The organism is Aquamicrobium defluvii, assembly GCF_004363725.1.
GTDB lineage: Bacteria > Pseudomonadota > Alphaproteobacteria > Rhizobiales > Rhizobiaceae > Mesorhizobium > Mesorhizobium defluvii.
The window spans coordinates 15,249-33,066 of sequence record NZ_SNZF01000038.1 but is presented as its reverse complement, the minus strand read 5'-3'; the positions used below and the strand labels follow the sequence as shown (position 1 = coordinate 33,066).

At 65.5% G+C, this 17,818-nt stretch carries 15 protein-coding genes; all 15 read left to right on the top strand.

Annotated elements, in window-relative coordinates; all coding sequences use genetic code 11:
* Positions 1 to 117 precede the first annotated feature (117 nt).
* The 15 genes from DES43_RS19885 (at position 118) to DES43_RS19815 (ending at position 17,763) form a co-directional block, all read left to right on the top strand.
* Positions 118 to 369: a hypothetical protein gene (locus tag DES43_RS19885; RefSeq protein ID WP_035033151.1), complete on the top strand. Its 252-nt coding sequence runs from the start codon at positions 118 to 120 to the stop codon at positions 367 to 369.
* Positions 370 to 405: 36 nt separating this feature from the next.
* Positions 406 to 3,222 (top strand): cation-translocating P-type ATPase, encoded by a 2,817-nt coding sequence (locus DES43_RS19880; RefSeq protein WP_051520838.1) that lies wholly within the window; start codon positions 406 to 408, stop codon positions 3,220 to 3,222.
* A gap of 102 nt (positions 3,223 to 3,324) precedes the next feature.
* Positions 3,325 to 3,753 carry a DUF2267 domain-containing protein gene (locus DES43_RS19875; RefSeq protein WP_035033148.1) on the top strand — a complete coding sequence of 143 codons (429 nt, stop codon included), beginning with the start codon at positions 3,325 to 3,327 and terminating at the stop codon, positions 3,751 to 3,753.
* A gap of 3 nt (positions 3,754 to 3,756) precedes the next feature.
* Positions 3,757 to 4,422, top strand: a complete 666-nt coding sequence (locus DES43_RS19870; RefSeq protein WP_051520837.1) for a phosphoribosyltransferase — start codon at positions 3,757 to 3,759, stop codon at positions 4,420 to 4,422.
* Between the two features lie 199 nt (positions 4,423 to 4,621).
* Complete coding sequence (locus DES43_RS19865) at positions 4,622 to 6,130, top strand: PAS domain S-box protein (protein WP_035033146.1); 1,509 nt, start codon at positions 4,622 to 4,624, stop codon at positions 6,128 to 6,130.
* Complete coding sequence (fixJ, locus tag DES43_RS19860; protein ID WP_035033144.1) at positions 6,120 to 6,743, top strand: response regulator FixJ; 624 nt, start codon at positions 6,120 to 6,122, stop codon at positions 6,741 to 6,743. The genes DES43_RS19865 and fixJ overlap by 11 nt, the downstream gene beginning before the upstream one ends.
* Positions 6,744 to 6,894: 151 nt before the next feature.
* Complete coding sequence (locus DES43_RS19855) at positions 6,895 to 7,245, top strand: hypothetical protein (RefSeq protein WP_051520836.1); 351 nt, start codon at positions 6,895 to 6,897, stop codon at positions 7,243 to 7,245.
* A 94-nt stretch (positions 7,246 to 7,339) separates the two neighbouring features.
* On the top strand, positions 7,340 to 7,990 hold the full coding sequence (locus DES43_RS19850; protein WP_035033141.1) for a helix-turn-helix domain-containing protein: 651 nt from the start codon (positions 7,340 to 7,342) through the stop codon (positions 7,988 to 7,990).
* Between the two features lie 64 nt (positions 7,991 to 8,054).
* Complete coding sequence (locus tag DES43_RS19845) at positions 8,055 to 9,488, top strand: YfcC family protein (protein ID WP_035033139.1); 1,434 nt, start codon at positions 8,055 to 8,057, stop codon at positions 9,486 to 9,488.
* Between the two features lie 11 nt (positions 9,489 to 9,499).
* The gene (locus tag DES43_RS19840; RefSeq protein WP_035033137.1) at positions 9,500 to 10,726 is read left to right on the top strand and encodes an arginine deiminase; all 1,227 of its coding nucleotides are present in this window, start codon (positions 9,500 to 9,502) and stop codon (positions 10,724 to 10,726) included.
* A gap of 12 nt (positions 10,727 to 10,738) precedes the next feature.
* On the top strand, positions 10,739 to 11,740 hold the full coding sequence (gene argF / locus DES43_RS19835; protein WP_035033135.1) for an ornithine carbamoyltransferase: 1,002 nt from the start codon (positions 10,739 to 10,741) through the stop codon (positions 11,738 to 11,740).
* Between the two features lies 1 nt (position 11,741).
* Entirely contained in the window at positions 11,742 to 12,647 is a 906-nt protein-coding gene (gene arcC, locus DES43_RS19830) for a carbamate kinase (RefSeq protein ID WP_035033133.1), read from the top strand.
* 156 nt (positions 12,648 to 12,803) lie between these two features.
* The gene (locus tag DES43_RS19825) at positions 12,804 to 13,868 is read left to right on the top strand and encodes an HlyD family secretion protein (protein ID WP_035033167.1); all 1,065 of its coding nucleotides are present in this window, start codon (positions 12,804 to 12,806) and stop codon (positions 13,866 to 13,868) included.
* Positions 13,865 to 16,648 (top strand): ribosome-associated ATPase/putative transporter RbbA, encoded by a 2,784-nt coding sequence (rbbA, locus tag DES43_RS19820; RefSeq protein WP_035033131.1) that lies wholly within the window; start codon positions 13,865 to 13,867, stop codon positions 16,646 to 16,648. The genes DES43_RS19825 and rbbA overlap by 4 nt, the downstream gene beginning before the upstream one ends.
* Before the next feature lie 2 nt (positions 16,649 to 16,650).
* Positions 16,651 to 17,763, top strand: coding sequence for an ABC transporter permease (locus DES43_RS19815; RefSeq protein ID WP_035033128.1), 1,113 nt, complete (start codon positions 16,651 to 16,653; stop codon positions 17,761 to 17,763).
* Positions 17,764 to 17,818: the final 55 nt, after the last annotated feature.

Sequence of the window (17,818 nt, the reverse complement as noted above, 5' to 3'; positions counted from 1 at the left end):
ACGATGACTGGCGGCGCGCCCGAAAGTCGCCAAACCCGAAACTTTCCTGACCAATCCGCCGCCGTGCCATCGCTGCCCTCAATCTCTCGTTCAAGAAGAGCGAATCACAAACAGCAAATGCCGTCCACAGCTACCCGCGCACAGGTCTCCAATATCCTTTTCATTCTCGGTGCGATCGTGATCGTGCCTTCCGCCGGCATCCCTGTCGAACCGGCGCTGGTCCGCATCGATATCCCGGTCATGGGCGCCGCGGCCCTGGCCTGCGTGCCGATCTTCCTGAGCGGCCGGCGCGTCACCAGAGCGGAGGGGGCGGCCCTTGTGGTGTCCTATCTCGCCTACCTCACCTATCTCGTGCTCTCGCGCGGTTGAAAGGCCCGGATCGAAGATGACAAGGACCGCACCACAATGACCGCCAGATCCTTTCCTGCTCCCGTGAGCGAGCCGTATCGCGAACCCGCAGCCTCCGTCTCGTCGGCTCTGGCGGTCGACCCGGACAAGGGCCTGAGCGCTTCGGAAGCGCGGGTCAGACTCGAACGGTTCGGGGAAAACCGGCTCCGGGAGCGGGCCCCCGTGGCGACGTGGCGGCGGTTCCTCGGCCAGTTCACCGACGTTCTGGTGTTGCTGCTGCTTGCCGCCGCCGCAATTTCGGGGACGCTCTGGCTGATCGAGCGGGAATCGGCGTTGCCCTATGAGGCCATGGCGATTCTCTGCATCGTGCTGCTCAATGCCGTGATGAGCCACGTCCAGCAGGCGCGCGCCGAAGAGGCCCTGCGTGCGCTGCGCCAGATGGCGTCTCCCCGCGCGACCGTCATTCGCGATGGCGTGAGGCTGACCATCGCCTCCAGGCTGCTCGTGCCCGGCGACATCGTGCTTGTCGAGGAAGGCGGCACCGTTCCGGCGGATGCGCGGCTGATCGAGGCATCGGCCTTGCAGGTGGCCGAGGCGGCACTGACGGGCGAAAGCGCACCCGTATCGAAAAATGTGGAACCGATCAGCCAAGAGGTCGCGTTGGGCGACCGGCGCAACATGATCTTCAGCGGCACATCGGTGACGCGCGGCCATGCGAGAGCCATCGTCACCGCCACGGGCATGGACACGGAAATGGGCAGGATCGCCGGCATGCTTGAGGCGACACCCGGCGAGGCCACTCCGTTGCAGGCGGATCTCGACCGGGCCGGACGGCTGCTCGGCATGGTCGTGATCGGCATTGCCGCAGTCATCGTCGTGGCCGTTCTGTCGGTGTCGGAGGTGCGCGGTCTCCCCGGCTTGTTCGACATCCTCCTTCTGGGCGTTGCGCTGGCCGTGGCTGCCGTTCCGGAAGGCCTGCCGGCGGTGGTGACGGCGGTGCTGGCGCTCGGCGTCCAGCGCATGGCGAAGCGCAACGCAATCGTGCGCCGGCTGGCGGCGGTCGAGACACTGGGATCGGCCAACGTCATCTGCTCGGACAAGACCGGCACGCTCACCCGCAATGAAATGACGGTGCGCAAGGTGGTGACGGCAAGCGGGACCATGCAATTCGGCGGCACTGGCTATGCGCCGCATGGCAGGGTCGAGCCGGACGGGACGCCGGACAACGAGGAAGCGCTGCGCGCCGAAGCCTTCCGCACCCTCGTCGCCGCGGGCTGCGCAAACAATGCGGTTCTGAGCGAGCACAACGGGCGCTGGTCGATCGGCGGCGACCCGACCGAAGGGGCGCTGATCGTGGCCGCCCGCAAGGCAGGTTTCGAGCAGGCGGCACTTGAGAGCCGGTTCGCGCGCATTGGCGAAATCCCGTTCTCGTCGGAACGCAAGCTGATGAGCACGATCCATGCCGATGCGGAGCGTGACGGCACACGCATTTTCACCAAGGGGGCTGCCGACGTCCTGCTGCAAAAATGCACCCATGAACTGGTGGGAGAGACGACACGGCCGCTGACAGGGGGGCGCCGAACCGAAATAGCGCTTGCCAATGAAGCACTGGCGGCACAGGCGCTGCGCACGCTCGGGGTGGCGTTCCGCACGCTGGATGGGGAAGACACGCCGCCGGACGAGCGAACGGAGACACGGCTCGTCTTCCTCGGCCTCGTCGGAATGATCGACCCGCCGCGCGCCGAAGCACGCGAGGCGGTGGCACGGGCCAAGGCGGCAGGCATTCGCACGATCATGATCACCGGAGACCATCCGGGCACCGCTGTCGTGATCGCCGGCGAACTGGGCATAGCGGAAGATCGGCGGGCGATTACCGGCGCGGAAATGGAAAACATGTCCGACGAGGAACTCGACCGTGTGGTGCGGGAGATTTCCGTCTATGCGCGGGTGGACCCCGCCCACAAGCTGAGGCTCGTCACCGCCCTGCAAAAACAGGGTGCAACGGTTGCCATGACCGGAGACGGGGTCAATGACGCGCCGGCCCTCAAGGCCGCCGACATCGGCATCGCCATGGGCATCACCGGCACCGACGTTTCGAGACAGGCAGCCGACTTCGTGCTGGCAGACGATAACTTCGCCTCCATCGTCGCCGCCGTGGAAGAAGGGCGCACGATCTTCTCCAACATCAGGAAGTTTCTCCGCTACCTGCTGTCCTCGAATGTCGGCGAGGTCATGACCATGTTCTTCGGCGTGTTGCTGGCCGGGACGATCGGCCTTTCGGACGGCGGCAGCGGGCTGGTGCTGCCGCTCCTGGCCACCCAGATCCTGTGGATCAATCTCGTTACCGATGGTGCCCCTGCCCTCGCGCTCGGCATCGATCCCGCCAACGGCCTTGTCATGACGCGCCCGCCACGCCTGCGTGGGGAAGGCATGATAACGCCACGCATGTGGGCCGGTATCGTCTTCGTCGGCCTTGTGATGGCCACCGGCACGCTGATGGTCTTCGACGCCTCGCTGCCGGGCGGCCTGATCGAAGGAACGGGTTCCACGCGCTACGCACAGACCATGGCCTTCACGACGCTGACACTTTTCCAGCTCTTCAATGTTTTCAATGCGCGCTCCGACGAACGCAGTGCCTTCGACGGATTGTTCTCGAACCGCTGGCTGTGGGGCGCAGTCGCCCTGTCGGTCGCCCTCCACGCCGCCGTTGTCTATGCGCCCTTCCTTCAGGAGGCATTCTCGACCGTTAGCCTTGGTCCTGGCGACTGGCTGCTGTGCAGCGCCGTCGCAAGTTCCGTGCTCTGGCTGCGGGAGATGGAAAAGGCCGTCCGTGCCCAATTCGGACGCTGGCGCGGTTTTGATCGCCGTCAATGATGGGAGGCGGCGGATGGAGTTTGCTGTGGTCCTTGCCGGATCGGACCCGGCGACGCCAGGTGCATCGCTGTGCCGGCCGACCGAAACCAGGGAGCAGGCATCATGAGCGGAACATCCATAGCAACATTCACGCAGGCAGCGCAGCAGGCCCAGCAATGGGTCAACGAGCTTGCCGACGATCTGGACTGGACCGACGCGCGGGCCTATCGCCTCTTGCGCAGCGTCCTGCACACGCTGCGGGACTGGCTTCCGCAAGACGAGATGCTCGATCTTTCCGCGCAGCTGCCCGTCCTCATCCGCGGCATCTATTTCGAAGGCTGGAAGCCGAGGGAAACGCCGGTCTGGGACCGCAGGAAGGAAGAGTTCGTCGCGCGGATAAGGGAAGCCTTCCGCGACGACGCGCTGGACGACCCGGATGAAGCCATCGCCGCCGTTTTCAGCGTGCTCGACCGCCACGTGTCGCGCAGCGAGATCGAGGAGGTCAGGAATTCCATGAAGAAATCTCTGCGCGTATTGTGGCCGACGGACTGAGCCATGTTCCGCGACCGCACGGAAGCCGGGCAGAAGCTGGCCGCCGAACTACGCGGGCTCGGCCTGCGCAACCCCGTCGTCCTGGCATTGCCGCGCGGCGGGGTGCCGGTCGCGGCCGAGATCGCCCGGGCGCTCAAGGCGCCGCTCGACCTGCTCATCGTGCGCAAGGTCGGCGCGCCGGGAAACCCCGAACTCGCCGTTGCCGCCATGGTCGACGGCGACCCGCCTGACCTGGTCCTCAATCGCGAGATCGTCGAGGCCTATGGGCTCGACGATGCCGGGTTACGGATGCTGACGGACCGGGAGCGCCCGGAGCTGGAACGGCAGCGTCATGTGTACCGGGCGGGGCGGCCGCCGATCCCGGTCGCCGACAGGACGGTGATCCTGGTCGATGATGGGGCAGCCACGGGAACGACGATGAAGGTGGCGATCCGTGCCCTGAAGCGCCGCTCGCCCTGCGGGATCGTCATCGCCCTCCCTGTCGCCCCGCCGGCAACGCTGGAGGAACTGGGCCGGGAAGCGGACAAGGTCGTCTGCCTCAGCCAGCCCGCCCGCTTCCTCGCGCTCGGCTATCACTACCGCGACTTTCCCCAGCTTACCGACGATGAGATGATCGCCATGCTCCCGAAGCCGGAACCGCTTAGGAAGAGTCCTCCACCGCCGGCCTGAGATTCGACGTCTCCTGGTTTCGGCAAAGGTTGCACCGTTCGTCGGGCTGTTATTTGCACGAAAGCGGATGTAGCATTGCCCCGGTCGACAATGCCCTGACATTGTAGTGCGAGGGCTGCCGCCCCACAGCCCGGGATGACCGCCGGGCGTTCCGGAAGCAGCGGCTGCAGGCAGGATGGTTGAGAGATCCGGAAGAAGCATGCCAGCTATAGACATAGCCGGACAGAATGGAAGTTTTCTACAGGCTGTGTTTTCCCGCCGCTTCGAAGGGTGGCGGGGTTATTTCCTTGCTGCCGCCGCCGTTGCCGTCGCGCTGGCAATACGGCTTCCATTGCAGGGGGTGCTGGGAAACGCGGCAGTTTTCGTGCTGTTCGTGCCGGCGATCCTTGTCGCGGCGATTGCGGGGGGCATCGGGCAGGGCCTGTTCGCGCTGGCGCTTTCCGCTACGGCCGTCTTCTTCCTTGCCGGCTCAGACCCGACATTCTGGTTGCAGGTCGCGGTCTTCGTCCTCGTCGGCCTCGTCATCGCCTGGATGGGCGAGATGCTGCATCACGCGCGTCGGGTGCTCGAACGCACCGAAAGCACCTTGCGGGCGAGCGAGGCGCATTTGCGTTCGATCCTCGATACGGTTCCCGATGCCACGATCGTTATCGACGACAAGTGCATCATCACGTCCTTCAGTACTGCAGCCGTGCGCCAGTTCGGCTATGCGAAGAACGAGGTCGTCGGCCAGAACATAAAGCTCCTCATGCCCGAACCGTATCGCGGCGAGCACGACGGCTATATCCGGCGCTACCTCACCACCGGCGAACGTCGCATCATCGGCATCGACCGCGTTGTCGTGGGGCGCAGGAAGGACGGTTCCACCTTTCCGATGAAACTTGCAGTCGGCGAGATGCAGTCAGGCGGACAAACCTTCTTCACCGGCTTCGTTCGCGATCTTACGGAGCGCCAGGAATCGGAAGCGCAGTTGCAGGAGCTTCAGGCGGAACTGGCCAGGCTGGCGCGCCTCAGCGAGCTGGGCGAAATGGCCTCGGCGCTTGCCCACGAGCTCAACCAGCCGCTGGCCGCGATCTCCAACTACACCCAGGGCTGCGTGCGGCTTCTTGAACGCCCCGGAGGCGCCAACTCGCAACAGTTGAAGGAAGCCTTGCAGGAAACGGCTCAGCAGTCGCTGCGCGCCGGCGACATTATCAGCAATCTGCGCGAGTTTCTCAGGCGAGGTGAAAGCACGAAAGCGCCGGCCGACATCCGCAAGGTGGTCGAGGAGGCAGGCGCGCTGGCGCTCATCGGCTCGCGCGAGCGCGGTGTGCGCTCCGTGTTCGACTTTGCCGTGGACACCAGCGAAGTGCTGATCGACCGGGTCCAGATCCAGCAGGTGCTGATCAACCTGATGCGCAACGCGCTGGAAGCCATGCGCGACAGTGAACGGCGCGAACTCCTTGTCAGGACGATGCGCAATGGCGACGAGCATATCGTGATCGAGGTGGCCGATACGGGACCGGGGATTTCCGACGACATCGCCGCCCGCCTCTTTGAACCCTTCGTCACCAGCAAGGAAAACGGCATGGGCATCGGCCTGTCGATCTCCAGACGGATCGTGCAGGCTCATGGCGGAAGTCTGCTGGTCAGCCGCAACGGCGACGGTGGCGCGACCTTCCGCATATTGCTGCCGATGGCTGCGGGGGAGGCCATGAATGCAGAGTGACGACTATGTGGTTCACATCCTCGACGATGAGGAGGCAGTGCGCAAATCGCTGGCCTTCCTGCTGGTCACGGCAGGGTTTGCGGTGCGTGTGCACGATTCCGCTACCGGCTTTCTGGATGCCGCGCCGGCAATCGGCCGGGCCTGCCTGGTGACCGATCTGAAGATGCCGGACATGAGCGGTCTGGAACTTCTGGAAAAGCTGAACGCGAAGGGCCTCAGGGTGCCCTCGATCGTCATAACCGGGCATGGCGATGTCCCCATGGCGGTGGCGGCGATGAAAGCCGGAGCCGTCGACTTCATTGAAAAGCCCTTCACGGACGAGGTTCTGATCGATGCCGTGCGCCGGGCGGCGCGGCGGCTCGACCCGGCGACGAACGATAACGACCTCCTTGCCCTGCGTGCCCGGTTCGAATGCCTGTCGGAGCGGGAACAGCAGGTGCTTGCCGCCGTGGTCGCGGGCCTGCCCAACAAGACGATTGCGTACGATCTTGCCATCAGCCCGCGCACCGTCGAGGTCCACCGCGCCAACATCATGTCCAAGATGCAGGCACGCAGCCTGGCCGAACTGGTGAGGATGACCATCGCCCTCGGGCTTGGCGACAACCGAAACTAGCCCCCCGCGCTTCGGCCCCGCATTTCGGCAATGCCGGGGCAGGAGCGTGACATATCCCTTCGCTTTTGATCCCCCGCAATGCGCGCCGGCCCGGGCCGTGCCAAGAAGGTCGTTCCCAGGTCGTGAAAAAAGCGCCGGGAGAAAGCGTTGCATGGACCGATCCGACATTATCCTCGTGGCCGCGCCGGACGCAGGCTTCAGGCGTTCGCTTGCTTTCGCGCTGGACAGCGCGGGCTTCACGACGGCCGCCTATATGAGCGCCGGCGACGCTTTTGCATCCTGTGATGCGCGCGCCGCCGCCTGCGCGGTCATCGACGACGATGCCGTCGATGACTGGAATCTGGCATCTGCGCAATTCGACGCGTTCGCCCGGCCGGTGATCCTGCTTGTCGATTTTTTCCGGGCCGTCCCGGCCCTGCCTTTCGCGCGGCACGTCATGAAGCCGTTCCTTGGCGAACCGCTCATCGAGGCGGTCCGTGCGGCCATGGCCGGGCCGGGATAAGGCCTCCCACTACGTGGTTTCCAGTACGGATATGACCGAGTTTCGAGCCGATGCGATCCGGATCATTGTTTGATCGTCAACTTGGGAGACGATCATGACCCTGCATGAAGCGTTCCGGACCATTCCGGATCATCGGCAGCCCACCTGCGCCGCATGGGCATCCGCCCCTTCACCCGGCAGCTTGCAGCCCGTTTTCATCCCCGCCGGAGCCGGAATCTACGCACAGGGAGAAAAGAGCGACCGGCTCTACCAGGTCGAGTTCGGCGCCGTACGTGTCTATCGCCTGTTCGCCGATGGCCGCCGCCAGATTTCGGCCTTTCACCTGTGCGGCGAAGTGTTCGGTTTCGAGGCCCATTCGACCCATCACTTCTTTGCCGAGGCCATTTGCGCCACCGGCATACGGATGCTGCGCACCTCACCGCACCGAAACGGGCTTGCCGACGAACTCCTGCCGGTCGCGCTTCAGGGACTGGCGAGGGCGCAGGAACATCTGCTTCTGCTGGGACGCCAGAATGCCGCCGAGCGGGTTGCCGCCTTCCTGATCGAAATGTCGGAACGGCAGGGCGGGCTGGACACGGTCGAGTTGCCGATGTCCCGCACCGACATCGCGGACTATCTCGGCCTGACCATCGAGACCGTCTCGCGCGTCCTTTCAAGGCTGCGGCAGAAAGGCATCATCAGCCTGCCCGCCCTGCGCAGCATCGAGATCGTGAAACGCAGCGCCCTGCGGGATATGGCCGCCTGAAACGGCGATGCAGCAGGGCACATTCTTCTGAACCCTCTTCGGCCGCAAAGATTGGAGGCCAGCGATGAGCACAGCTTCGGAAACCACCGAGACGCGGAAGTTCCGCTTCCCCACCGCCTTCACCATCCTGTTTAGCCTGATCATCCTGGTGGCGATATCGACCTGGATCATCCCGGCCGGACAATACCAGCGCACCTTCAACGATGCGCTCGAGCGGGAAGTGCCGGTGGCAGGCACCTATGCCCCGACCGACCCCAATCCGCAGGGCATATTCGACATCATCATGGCCCCCATCGGCGGCCTCTACAATCCGGCCACCAATCAGGCCAACGCCATCGACGTGGCCTTGTTCGTGCTGGTGATCGGCGGCTTCATCGGCGTGATCGCCTCCACCGGCGCCATCGATTCCGGCATCTCCCGGGCGATGACCGCGCTCAGGGGCCGCGAGAAATGGATGATCCCGGTGCTGATGGGGCTGTTCGCCTTCGGCGGCACCACCTACGGCATGGCGGAAGAGACGCTGGCCTTCTACGTGCTCCTGATTCCCATCATGATCGCGGCCGGCTATGACGCGGTGACGGCCGTGGCCATCATCCTGCTCGGGGCCGGCGTCGGCGTGCTGGGCTCGACGGTCAACGCCTTCGCCACCGTCATCGCCTCCGACGCCGCCGGCATCCCCTTCACGCAGGGCATGATCCTGCGCTTCGTCATCCTCGGCCTGTGCTGGCTCGCCTGCGTCATCTATGTGATGCGCTATGCCGAGCGCGTGCGGCTCGACCCCTCCGCGTCCTTCGTCTATGACCGCAAGGCCGAGAACGAGGCCCACTTCCTCGCCGCCCATCAGGGCGAGACGCCGGAATTCACCGGCCTGCACAAGATCGTGCTCGCGATCTTCGGCCTCACCTTCGTGGTCATGATCTGGGGCGTGCTCAAGGGCGGCTGGTGGATGGGCGAGATGAGCGGCCTGTTCCTCGCCTCGTCCATACTGGTCGGGCTCATCTGCCGTCCCGGCGAGGAAAAGTTCGTGAACGCCTTCGTCAACGGCGCGCGCGACCTGCTCGGCGTGGCGCTGATCATCGGGCTCGCCCGCGGCATCGTCGTGGTCATGGACGCCGGCAAGATCACCGACACCATCCTGCACTGGGCAGAGGTCTCGGTGGCGGGCCTGTCGCAGGTGGTGTTCATCAACGTCATCTACTGGATCGAGGTGCTGCTCTCCTTCTTCGTGCCTTCGTCCTCGGGGCTGGCCGTCCTGTCCATGCCGATCATGGCGCCAGTCGCCGATTTCGCCAATGTCGGGCGCGATCTCGTCGTCACGGCCTACCAGTCCGCCAACGGCCTGGTGAACCTCATCAATCCCACCTTCGCCGTAGTCATGGGCGCTCTGGCCATCGGGCGCGTGCCTTATGAGCGGTGGTTGCGCTTCATGTGGCCGCTGCTGGTCATCCTCACCATCATCATCATGGCGAGCCTCAGCGTCGCCGCCATGATCGCCTGAAGGAGAACGACATGCCGATTGCCTATGGCGTCCATTCCGAGGTGGGCAAGCTGCACCGCGTGCTCGTCGATCGCCCCGGCGCGGCGCTGGCCCGCCTAACCCCCTCCAACTGCGAGGAACTGCTTTTCGACGACGTGCTGTGGGTCAAGCAGGCGCGCGTCGAGCACATGACCTTCGTCGACGCCATCCGCTATCGCGGCGCTGAGGTCGTGTTCCTGCGCGAAACGCTTGCCGAGACAATGCAGGACATGGAAGCGCGCCGCTGGCTGCTGGAACGGCGGATCAGCGAGAACACGGTCGGCGTCGGCCTTGCCGACGATCTCATGGCCATGCTGATGGAGGCGGACGCCGACACGCTGTCGCTCATCCTCATGGGCGGCATGAGCAAGGCGGAACTGGCCATCGAGGCCAGGGGTGTGGTCGCCCCGGTGCTGCGGGCGCAGGATTTCATCCTGCCGCCATTGCCCAACCATCTCTTCACCCGCGACACCACCTGCTGGATCTATGGCGGCGTGACGCTCAACCCGATGCGGTGGAACGCACGCAAGCTGGAGACGGTCAACATAGCGGCCATCTACCGCTTCCACCCCGATTTCCGCGACGCCGGCTTTCCCGTCTGGTGGGGAGATCCCGACCACGACTACGGGCTGGCCACGCTGGAGGGCGGCGACGTCATGCCGCTCGGCAACGGGCTGGTGCTGGTCGGCATGGGCGAGCGCACGACGCCGCACGCGGTCGGCCAGCTTGCCCGGGCGCTGTTCGCGCAGGGCGGGGCCGAACGCGTCATCGCCTGCAAGCTGCCCGTCGAGCGTGCCTCGATGCATCTCGACACCGTCTTCACCTTCTGCGATCGCGATCTGGTCACGCTGTTCTCGGAGGTCGTGGACGGCATCACGGCCTATTCCCTGCGGCCGGGCGAGAAGGACTGGCAGATCGACGTGCGCGAGGAGACGAGCCACCTCACCGAGGTCGTCGCCGGGGCACTCGGCCTGCCGAAGCTGCGCATCGTCCAGACCGGCGGCAACGCCTATATCGCGGAACGGGAGCAGTGGGACGACGGCAACAACGTCGTGGCGCTGGAGCCCGGCGTGGTCGTCGGCTACGACCGCAACACCTACACGAACACGCAATTGCGCAAGGCCGGCGTGGAGGTCATCACCGTGCCGGGCGCGGAACTCGGACGCGGACGCGGCGGCGGCCATTGCATGACCTGCCCGCTTATCCGCGATCCGGTGTGAGGAGGAGACGCCATGGCCGTGAACCTCAAGGGCCGCAGCGTGCTCAAGCTGCTCGATTTCTCGCCGGACGACATCCGCTTCCTGCTCAGACTCTCGGCCTCGCTCAAGCAGGCGAAATATGGCGGCTACGAGGAGCCGCGGCTGAAGGGCAAGAACATCGCGCTGATCTTCGAGAAGGATTCCACCCGAACGCGCACCGGCTTCGAGGTGGCGGCCTACGACCAGGGCGCGCATGTCACCTATCTGGGGCCGACCGGCACACAGATCGGCAAGAAGGAGTCCATGAAGGACACCGCCCGCGTGCTCGGCCGGCTCTATGACGGCATCGAATATCGCGGCTTCGGGCAGGAACAGGCCGAAACGCTGGCCGTCTGGTCTGGCGTGCCGGTCTACAACGGACTGACCGACGAGTTCCATCCCACGCAGATCCTCGCCGATTTCCTGACCATGCGCGAATACACCCGCAAGCACCTGTCGCAGGTCGCCTTCTGCTTCCTCGGCGATGCCGGCAACAACATGGGCAACTCGCTGCTGACGGGTGCGGCACAGATCGGCATGGATGTCCGCCTCGGCGCGCCCAAGCAATGCTGGCCGGACGAGACGCTGGTGGAGCAATGCACCGACATCGCCCGCCGCACCGGCGCCACCATCACGCTGACCGAGGACCCGCTGGAAGCCGCAAAAGGCTGTGATTTCGTCTATACCGACGTGTGGGTTTCCATGGGCGAGCCGGATTCGGTGTGGCAGGAGCGGATCGGGCTGCTGACGCCCTATCGCGTCACCTCGCAAATCATGCAGGCGACAGGCAATCCGCACGCCAAGTTCATGCATTGCCTGCCGGCCTTCCACAATCGCGAAACGGAGGTCGGCGAGAAGATCTTCCGCCAATATGGCATCGACAGCATGGAGGTAACGGAGGAGGTCTTCGAATCCGAAGCCTCGGTGGTCTTCGACCAGGCGGAAAACCGCATGCACACCATCAAGGCCATACTCGTGGCCACGCTGGGGGCCTGAGATGCGCGTGGTCGTCGCGCTCGGCGGCAATGCCCTGCTCAAACGCGGGGAGCCGATGACGGCGGAGGTCCAGCGGGCCAATGTGCGCAGGGCCGCTTCGGCGCTTGCGGGCCTGACGCGCCGGCATGACATCGTGGTTGCGCATGGCAACGGCCCGCAGGTCGGGCTGCTGGCCTTGCAGGCCTCCGCCTACAAGGACGTCGCGCCCTATCCGCTCGACATATTGGGCGCCGAAAGCGTGGGCATGATCGGCTATCTGGTCGAGCAGGAACTCGCCAATGCGCTGGCGCCGGGCACCAAGCTCGCCACGCTGCTCACCCAGATCGAGGTCGACCCGAACGACCCCGCCTTCGCCCGGCCCGAAAAGCCGATAGGCCCGGTCTATGACGATACCGAAGCCGCCAAGGTACGCCGGAGCCACGGCTGGCCGCTGGTCGAGGAGACGGACGGACGCTGGCGCAGGGTCGTGCCGTCACCCCTGCCGAAGCGCATCACCCAGATCGAGACCATCCGGCTTCTGGTGGATTGCGGCGTCACCGTCATCTGCGCGGGCGGCGGCGGCATACCTGTCATCCGCGATCGGGCCGGCGATCTTGTCGGTGTCGAGGCGGTGATCGACAAGGACCGCGCCGCGGGGCTGCTCGCCGAACAGCTCGGCGCCGATGCCTTCCTGATGCTGACCGACGTCGAAGCCGTCTATGAGGATTGGGGGACGCCGGGGCAAAGGCCGATCAGGCATGTCCGCCCCGACCGGATCGATGCAGCGGCCTTTCCCGCCGGCTCGATGGGGCCGAAGGTCGAGGCGGCCTGCCTGTTCGCCGCCAGGCCCGGCCGCATGGCAGGCATCGGGCGGCTGGAGGATGCCGCCGCGATCCTCGAAGGCCGCGCCGGAACGCTCATCTCCTGAATCCTGTCCCGCAAATGCGCAATCGGGCGGCGCCGGTCACCAGGTTTGACAAAGATCATGGCAGCTTCGATGATCGAGCGAAATGATCGCACACCGCCAAACGGCCCGCACGGGCTCACGCCAAAAGGGCGCGTCGAACTCAAACGGATGAGGGCCATGCTGGGCAATCGTTGGTTTTGGATCGCGGCGGTTGTCGCGGCGGTTGCGGCGGGCTGGTATTTGACCCAGCGCCTGGCGGAACCGGCCCTGCCGGATTGGGTCGCGTCGGGCAATGGCCGTGTCGAGGCCGTTGCCATCGACATATCCACGCGCACCGGTGGCCGCATCAGCGACATCGTCGTGCAGGAGGGACAGACCGTCACCCGCGGCGAGGTGCTGGCGCATATGGACACCCAGCAGCTCGATGCGCAACTGCGCGAGGCGCGTGCCCAGATGCAGCGCGGGCGGATCGCGCGCGATGTCGCCGAAAGCGGCGTCGCGCAGGCCGAGGCCGAGCATTCGGCCGCCCTTGCCATAGTCGCCCAGCGCCAGACGGAATTCGAGTCTGCGGAGCGCCGCTTCAGCCGTTCCGAACAGCTTGCCCGAACCAACGCCATTTCCCAGCAGACGCTTGACGATGACCGCGCGCGGATGGCTGGCGCGAGGGCGGCGCTGGACGCGGCGCGGGCGCAGGCGGCCTCGGCGGCGGCCGGCATGGCGACGGCGAAAGCGCGCATCGTGGATGCGGAGGCAACCATCGAGGCGGCCGAGGCGGCCATCGACCGAATCCAGGTCGAGATCGACGACAGCACGTTGCGCTCGCCGCGCGACGGCCGGGTGCAATATCTGGTGGCGCAGCCGGGCGAGGTGATCGCGGGCGGCGGGCGCGTTCTCAACCTGATCGATCCGGGCGATGTCTACATGACCTTCTTCCTGCCCACCGTGCCGGCGGGGCGCGTGGCGCTGGGCTCCGAGGCGCGGATCGTGCTGGATACCGCGCCCGGCGTGGTCATTCCGGCACAGGTATCCTTCATTTCCGATGTCGCCCAGTTCACGCCGCGCACGGTCGAGACGTCCGAGGAGCGGGTCGGCCTGATGTTCCGCATCCGCGTGCGGATTGCGCCCGACCTGCTGCGCAAGCATGCCGACTATGTCAAACCCGGCCTGCCGGGCATGGCCTATGTGAAGCTCGACCCGGCGGCACAATGGCCCGAAGCGTTGAACACCGGCATTCTGGAATGACCGGGCCAAGGCAGGACGGCGATACGCCACCTCTTGCCGCGCGCATGCGATCCGTCAGTCATGCCTTCAAGAAAACGCGCGCGCTGGACGATGTGACGCTCGACTTTTCCGCCGGCCGGATAATCGGGCTGATCGGACCGGACGGCGTCGGCAAATCGACACTGCTTTCGCTGGTCGCGGGCGCACGCAAGATCCAGCAGGGCGAGGTCGAGGCGCTGGGCGCGGACATGCGCGACGCGCACCAGCGCACCGATGTCGGCCCGCGCATCGCCTATATGCCGCAGGGTCTCGGCAAGAACCTCTACCCGACGCTTTCGGTGTTCGAGAATGTCGATTTCTTCGGCCGCCTGTTCGGCCATGCCCGCAAGGAACGCCACCGCCGCATCCACGAGCTTCTGGAGGCGACCGGCCTCGACCCCTTCCCGGACCGGCCGGCGGGCAAGCTCTCGGGCGGCATGAAGCAGAAGCTGGGCCTCTGCTGCGCGCTGATCCACGATCCCGACCTGCTGATCCTCGACGAGCCGACCACGGGCGTCGACCCGCTGGCACGCCGCCAGTTCTGGGACCTGATCAACGGCATCCGGAAGGACAGGCCCGGCATGGGCGTCATCGTCGCCACAGCCTATATGGACGAGGCGTCCGGCTTCGACTGGCTGGTCGCGATGGATGGCGGGCGGGTGCTCGCCACCGGCACGCCGGCCGAGTTACGCGAGCGCACCGGCACATCCTCGCTGGACGAAGCCTTCATCGCACTGATGCCGGAGGAAAAGCGCAGGCTTCACCGCAAGGTGGAAATCCCGCCGCGCCCCAAGGATGGCGACGGGGACGCCGCGATCGAGGCCGATGGGCTGACCATCCGCTTCGGCGATTTCACCGCGGTCGACAATGTCAGCTTCCGCATTCCGCGCGGCGAGATCTTCGGCTTTCTCGGTTCCAACGGCTGCGGCAAGACCACGACGATGAAAATGCTGACCGGGCTCCTGCCCGCAAGCGAGGGCACGGCGAAGCTGTTCGGGCAGGAGGTCGATCCGCGCGACATCGATACGCGCCGGCGCGTCGGCTACATGTCGCAGTCCTTCTCCCTCTACACGGAGCTTACGGTACGGCAGAATCTCGACCTGCACGCCCGCCTTTTCCAGCTTCCCGCAGCCGATATTCCCGCGCGCATCGAGGAGATGGCGCGGCGCTTCGACCTCGTCGAGGTCATGGAAGCGTTGCCGGATTCCCTGCCGCTCGGGCTGACCCAGCGCCTGTCGCTCGCCGTCGCCATGATCCACGCGCCGGAGATGCTGATCCTCGACGAGCCCACCTCCGGCGTCGATCCGATCGCGCGCGATGCGCTGTGGCAAAGCTTCGTGGACCTGTCGCGCAATGACGGCGTGACGATCTTCATCTCGACGCATTTCATGAACGAGGCGGAGCGCTGCGACCGCATTTCGCTCATGCATGCCGGCAAGGTGCTGGTCAGCGACACGCCGGCGGGAATCGTGGAAAAGCGCGGCAGCGCCGATCTGGAAGAAGCCTTCGTCTCCTACCTCAAGGAAGCGATCGCACAGGAGGAAGGCGAACAGGCCACCGCTTCGGAAGACGGGCCCGCCGCGCCCGACATCGCGCAGGCCGTCGAGCACGGGCACCGGCCGGTGCCGAGGCGTTTTCTCGACCCCCGCCGCATCGGCAGCTATGCCAGACGTGAGGCGCTGGAACTGCGCCGCGACCCGATCCGCGCTTCCTTCGCCTTCATCGGCAGCCTCATCCTGCTGTTCGTGCTGGGCTATGGCATCAGCATGGATGTCGAGGACCTGCCCTTCGCCGTTCTGGACCACGACCAGACCACGATAAGCCGCGACTACACGCTCGATATCGCAGGCTCGCGCTATTTCACCGAGCGCCCGCCGATCACCGATCCGGCCGATCTCGACAGGCGCATGCGCAATGGCGAACTGAGCCTCGCTATCGAGATTCCGCCGGGCTTCGCGCGCGACATCTCGGCCGGGCGCGAGGTGGATATAGGCGGCTGGATCGACGGATCCATGCCCTCGCGCGCCGAAACCGCGCAGGGCTACGTGGAGGGGCTGCACGCGCACTGGCTGATGCGGCAGGCGCGCGAGGCCTATGGTGAAGCCGCGCTGGCCGGCGATTTCAGCCTGGAGACGCGCTTCCGCTACAACCCCAACATCGAAAGCCTCATCGCCATGGTGCCGGCCGTCATCGGCCTCGTGCTGCTGTTCATCCCGACCATGCTGGCCACGCTTTCCATCGTGCGCGAGAAGGATCTGGGCTCCATCGTCAATCTCTATGTCACGCCCGTCTCGCGGCTGGAGTTCCTGCTTGGCAAGCAGATCCCCTATGTCGGCCTCGCCATGCTGAATTTCGTCACGCTCACGGCCTTCGCCGTGTTCGTGCAGGGCGTGCCGTTCTCCGGCAGCCTGCCGGCCTATGTTCTGGGCGGGCTGCTCTATGCGGTCGCCGCCACCGGGCTCGGCCTGTTCATATCGAGCTTCATGAACAGCCAGATCGCGGCAATCTTCCTCACCACCATCGTCTCCATGCTGCTTGCGGTGCAATATTCCGGCATGATCGACCCGGTGGCCTCGATGGAGGGTTCGGCCGCCGTGATCGGCGCGATCAATCCGGCCACGCATTTCATCACCATCGCCCGCGGCACCTTCTCGAAGGCGCTGGGACTGGGAGACCTGGCCTCCTCCTTCCTGCCGCTGCTTGCTGCCGGCCCCGTCCTGCTCGCGCTCAGCGCGCTCTTCCTTCGCAAGCAGGCGCGCTGACCATGCGGCTGTCGACCATATGGCGGCTGGGCATCAAGGAGTTGTGGGGCCTGTTGCGCACGCCTGCCCTGCTGGTGCTGATCGGCGCGGCCTTCTCGGTCCAGATCTACGCGGCCGCGACGGCCACGCCCTTCACGCTCAACAAGGCGCCGATCTCCATCGTGGACGAAGACCTCTCGCCCCTTTCGGCGCGTGTCGGCCAGGCTTTTTACCTGCCCTACTTCGCGCCGCCCCAGACGATCACGCTGTCTGAGATGAACCACCGCATGGATGCCGGCATCGACACTTTCGCGCTTGTGATCCCCCCGAACTTCCAGCGCGACGTTCTTGCCGGCAAGCAACCGGCGATGCAGCTCAATGTCGACGCCACGCGCATGACGCAGGCATTCACCGGCGCGGGCTATGTTCAGGCCATCGTGTCCGGCGAGATTTCGGAATTCGTGCAACGTTACCGCAGCGCCGAAACCGCTCCCGTCAAGCTCGTGCTGCGCGCGCGCTTCAACCCGGAGCTCAATCCCGGCTGGTTCAGCGCCATGATGGAGGTGGTCAACAATGTCTCGCTGCTCTCCGTCATTCTGGCGGGCGCGGCGCTCATCCGCGAACGCGAGCGCGGCACCATCGAGCACATGCTCGTGATGCCGGTCACGCCGACGGAGATCATGCTCGGCAAGATCTGGCCGATGGCGCTGGTGGTGATGGGCGCAGTGCTCTTCGCCATGACCGTCGTGGTCCAGACCTGGCTCGCGATCCCGGTGGCGGGCTCGCTCTGGCTCCTCATGCTGGGCGTGGCGCTCCAGCTGTTCGCCTCCACGTCCCTCGGCATCCTGCTTGCCACCGTCGCGGGCTCCATGCCGCAGTTCGGCCTGCTCCTGATGCTCGTGCTGTTTCCGCTCCAGATTCTGGCCGGCGGACTGACGCCGGTCGAGAACATGCCGGCGGGCATGCGCATCCTGATGTCCGCGGCGCCCGACACGCATTTCGTGTCGCTTTCGCAGGCCATCCTGTTCCGCGGCGCGGGGCTGGAGTCCATCTGGCCCCAGTTCCTCGCCCTCACCCTGATCGGCCTCGCCTTTTTCTTCGTCTCTCTCGGGCGCTTCCGCAGATCGCTCAGGTAGGTGGTGACGAGGCGCCTTGCCTCATCCGCCAGCGGAGAGAATTTCGAACTGCTCC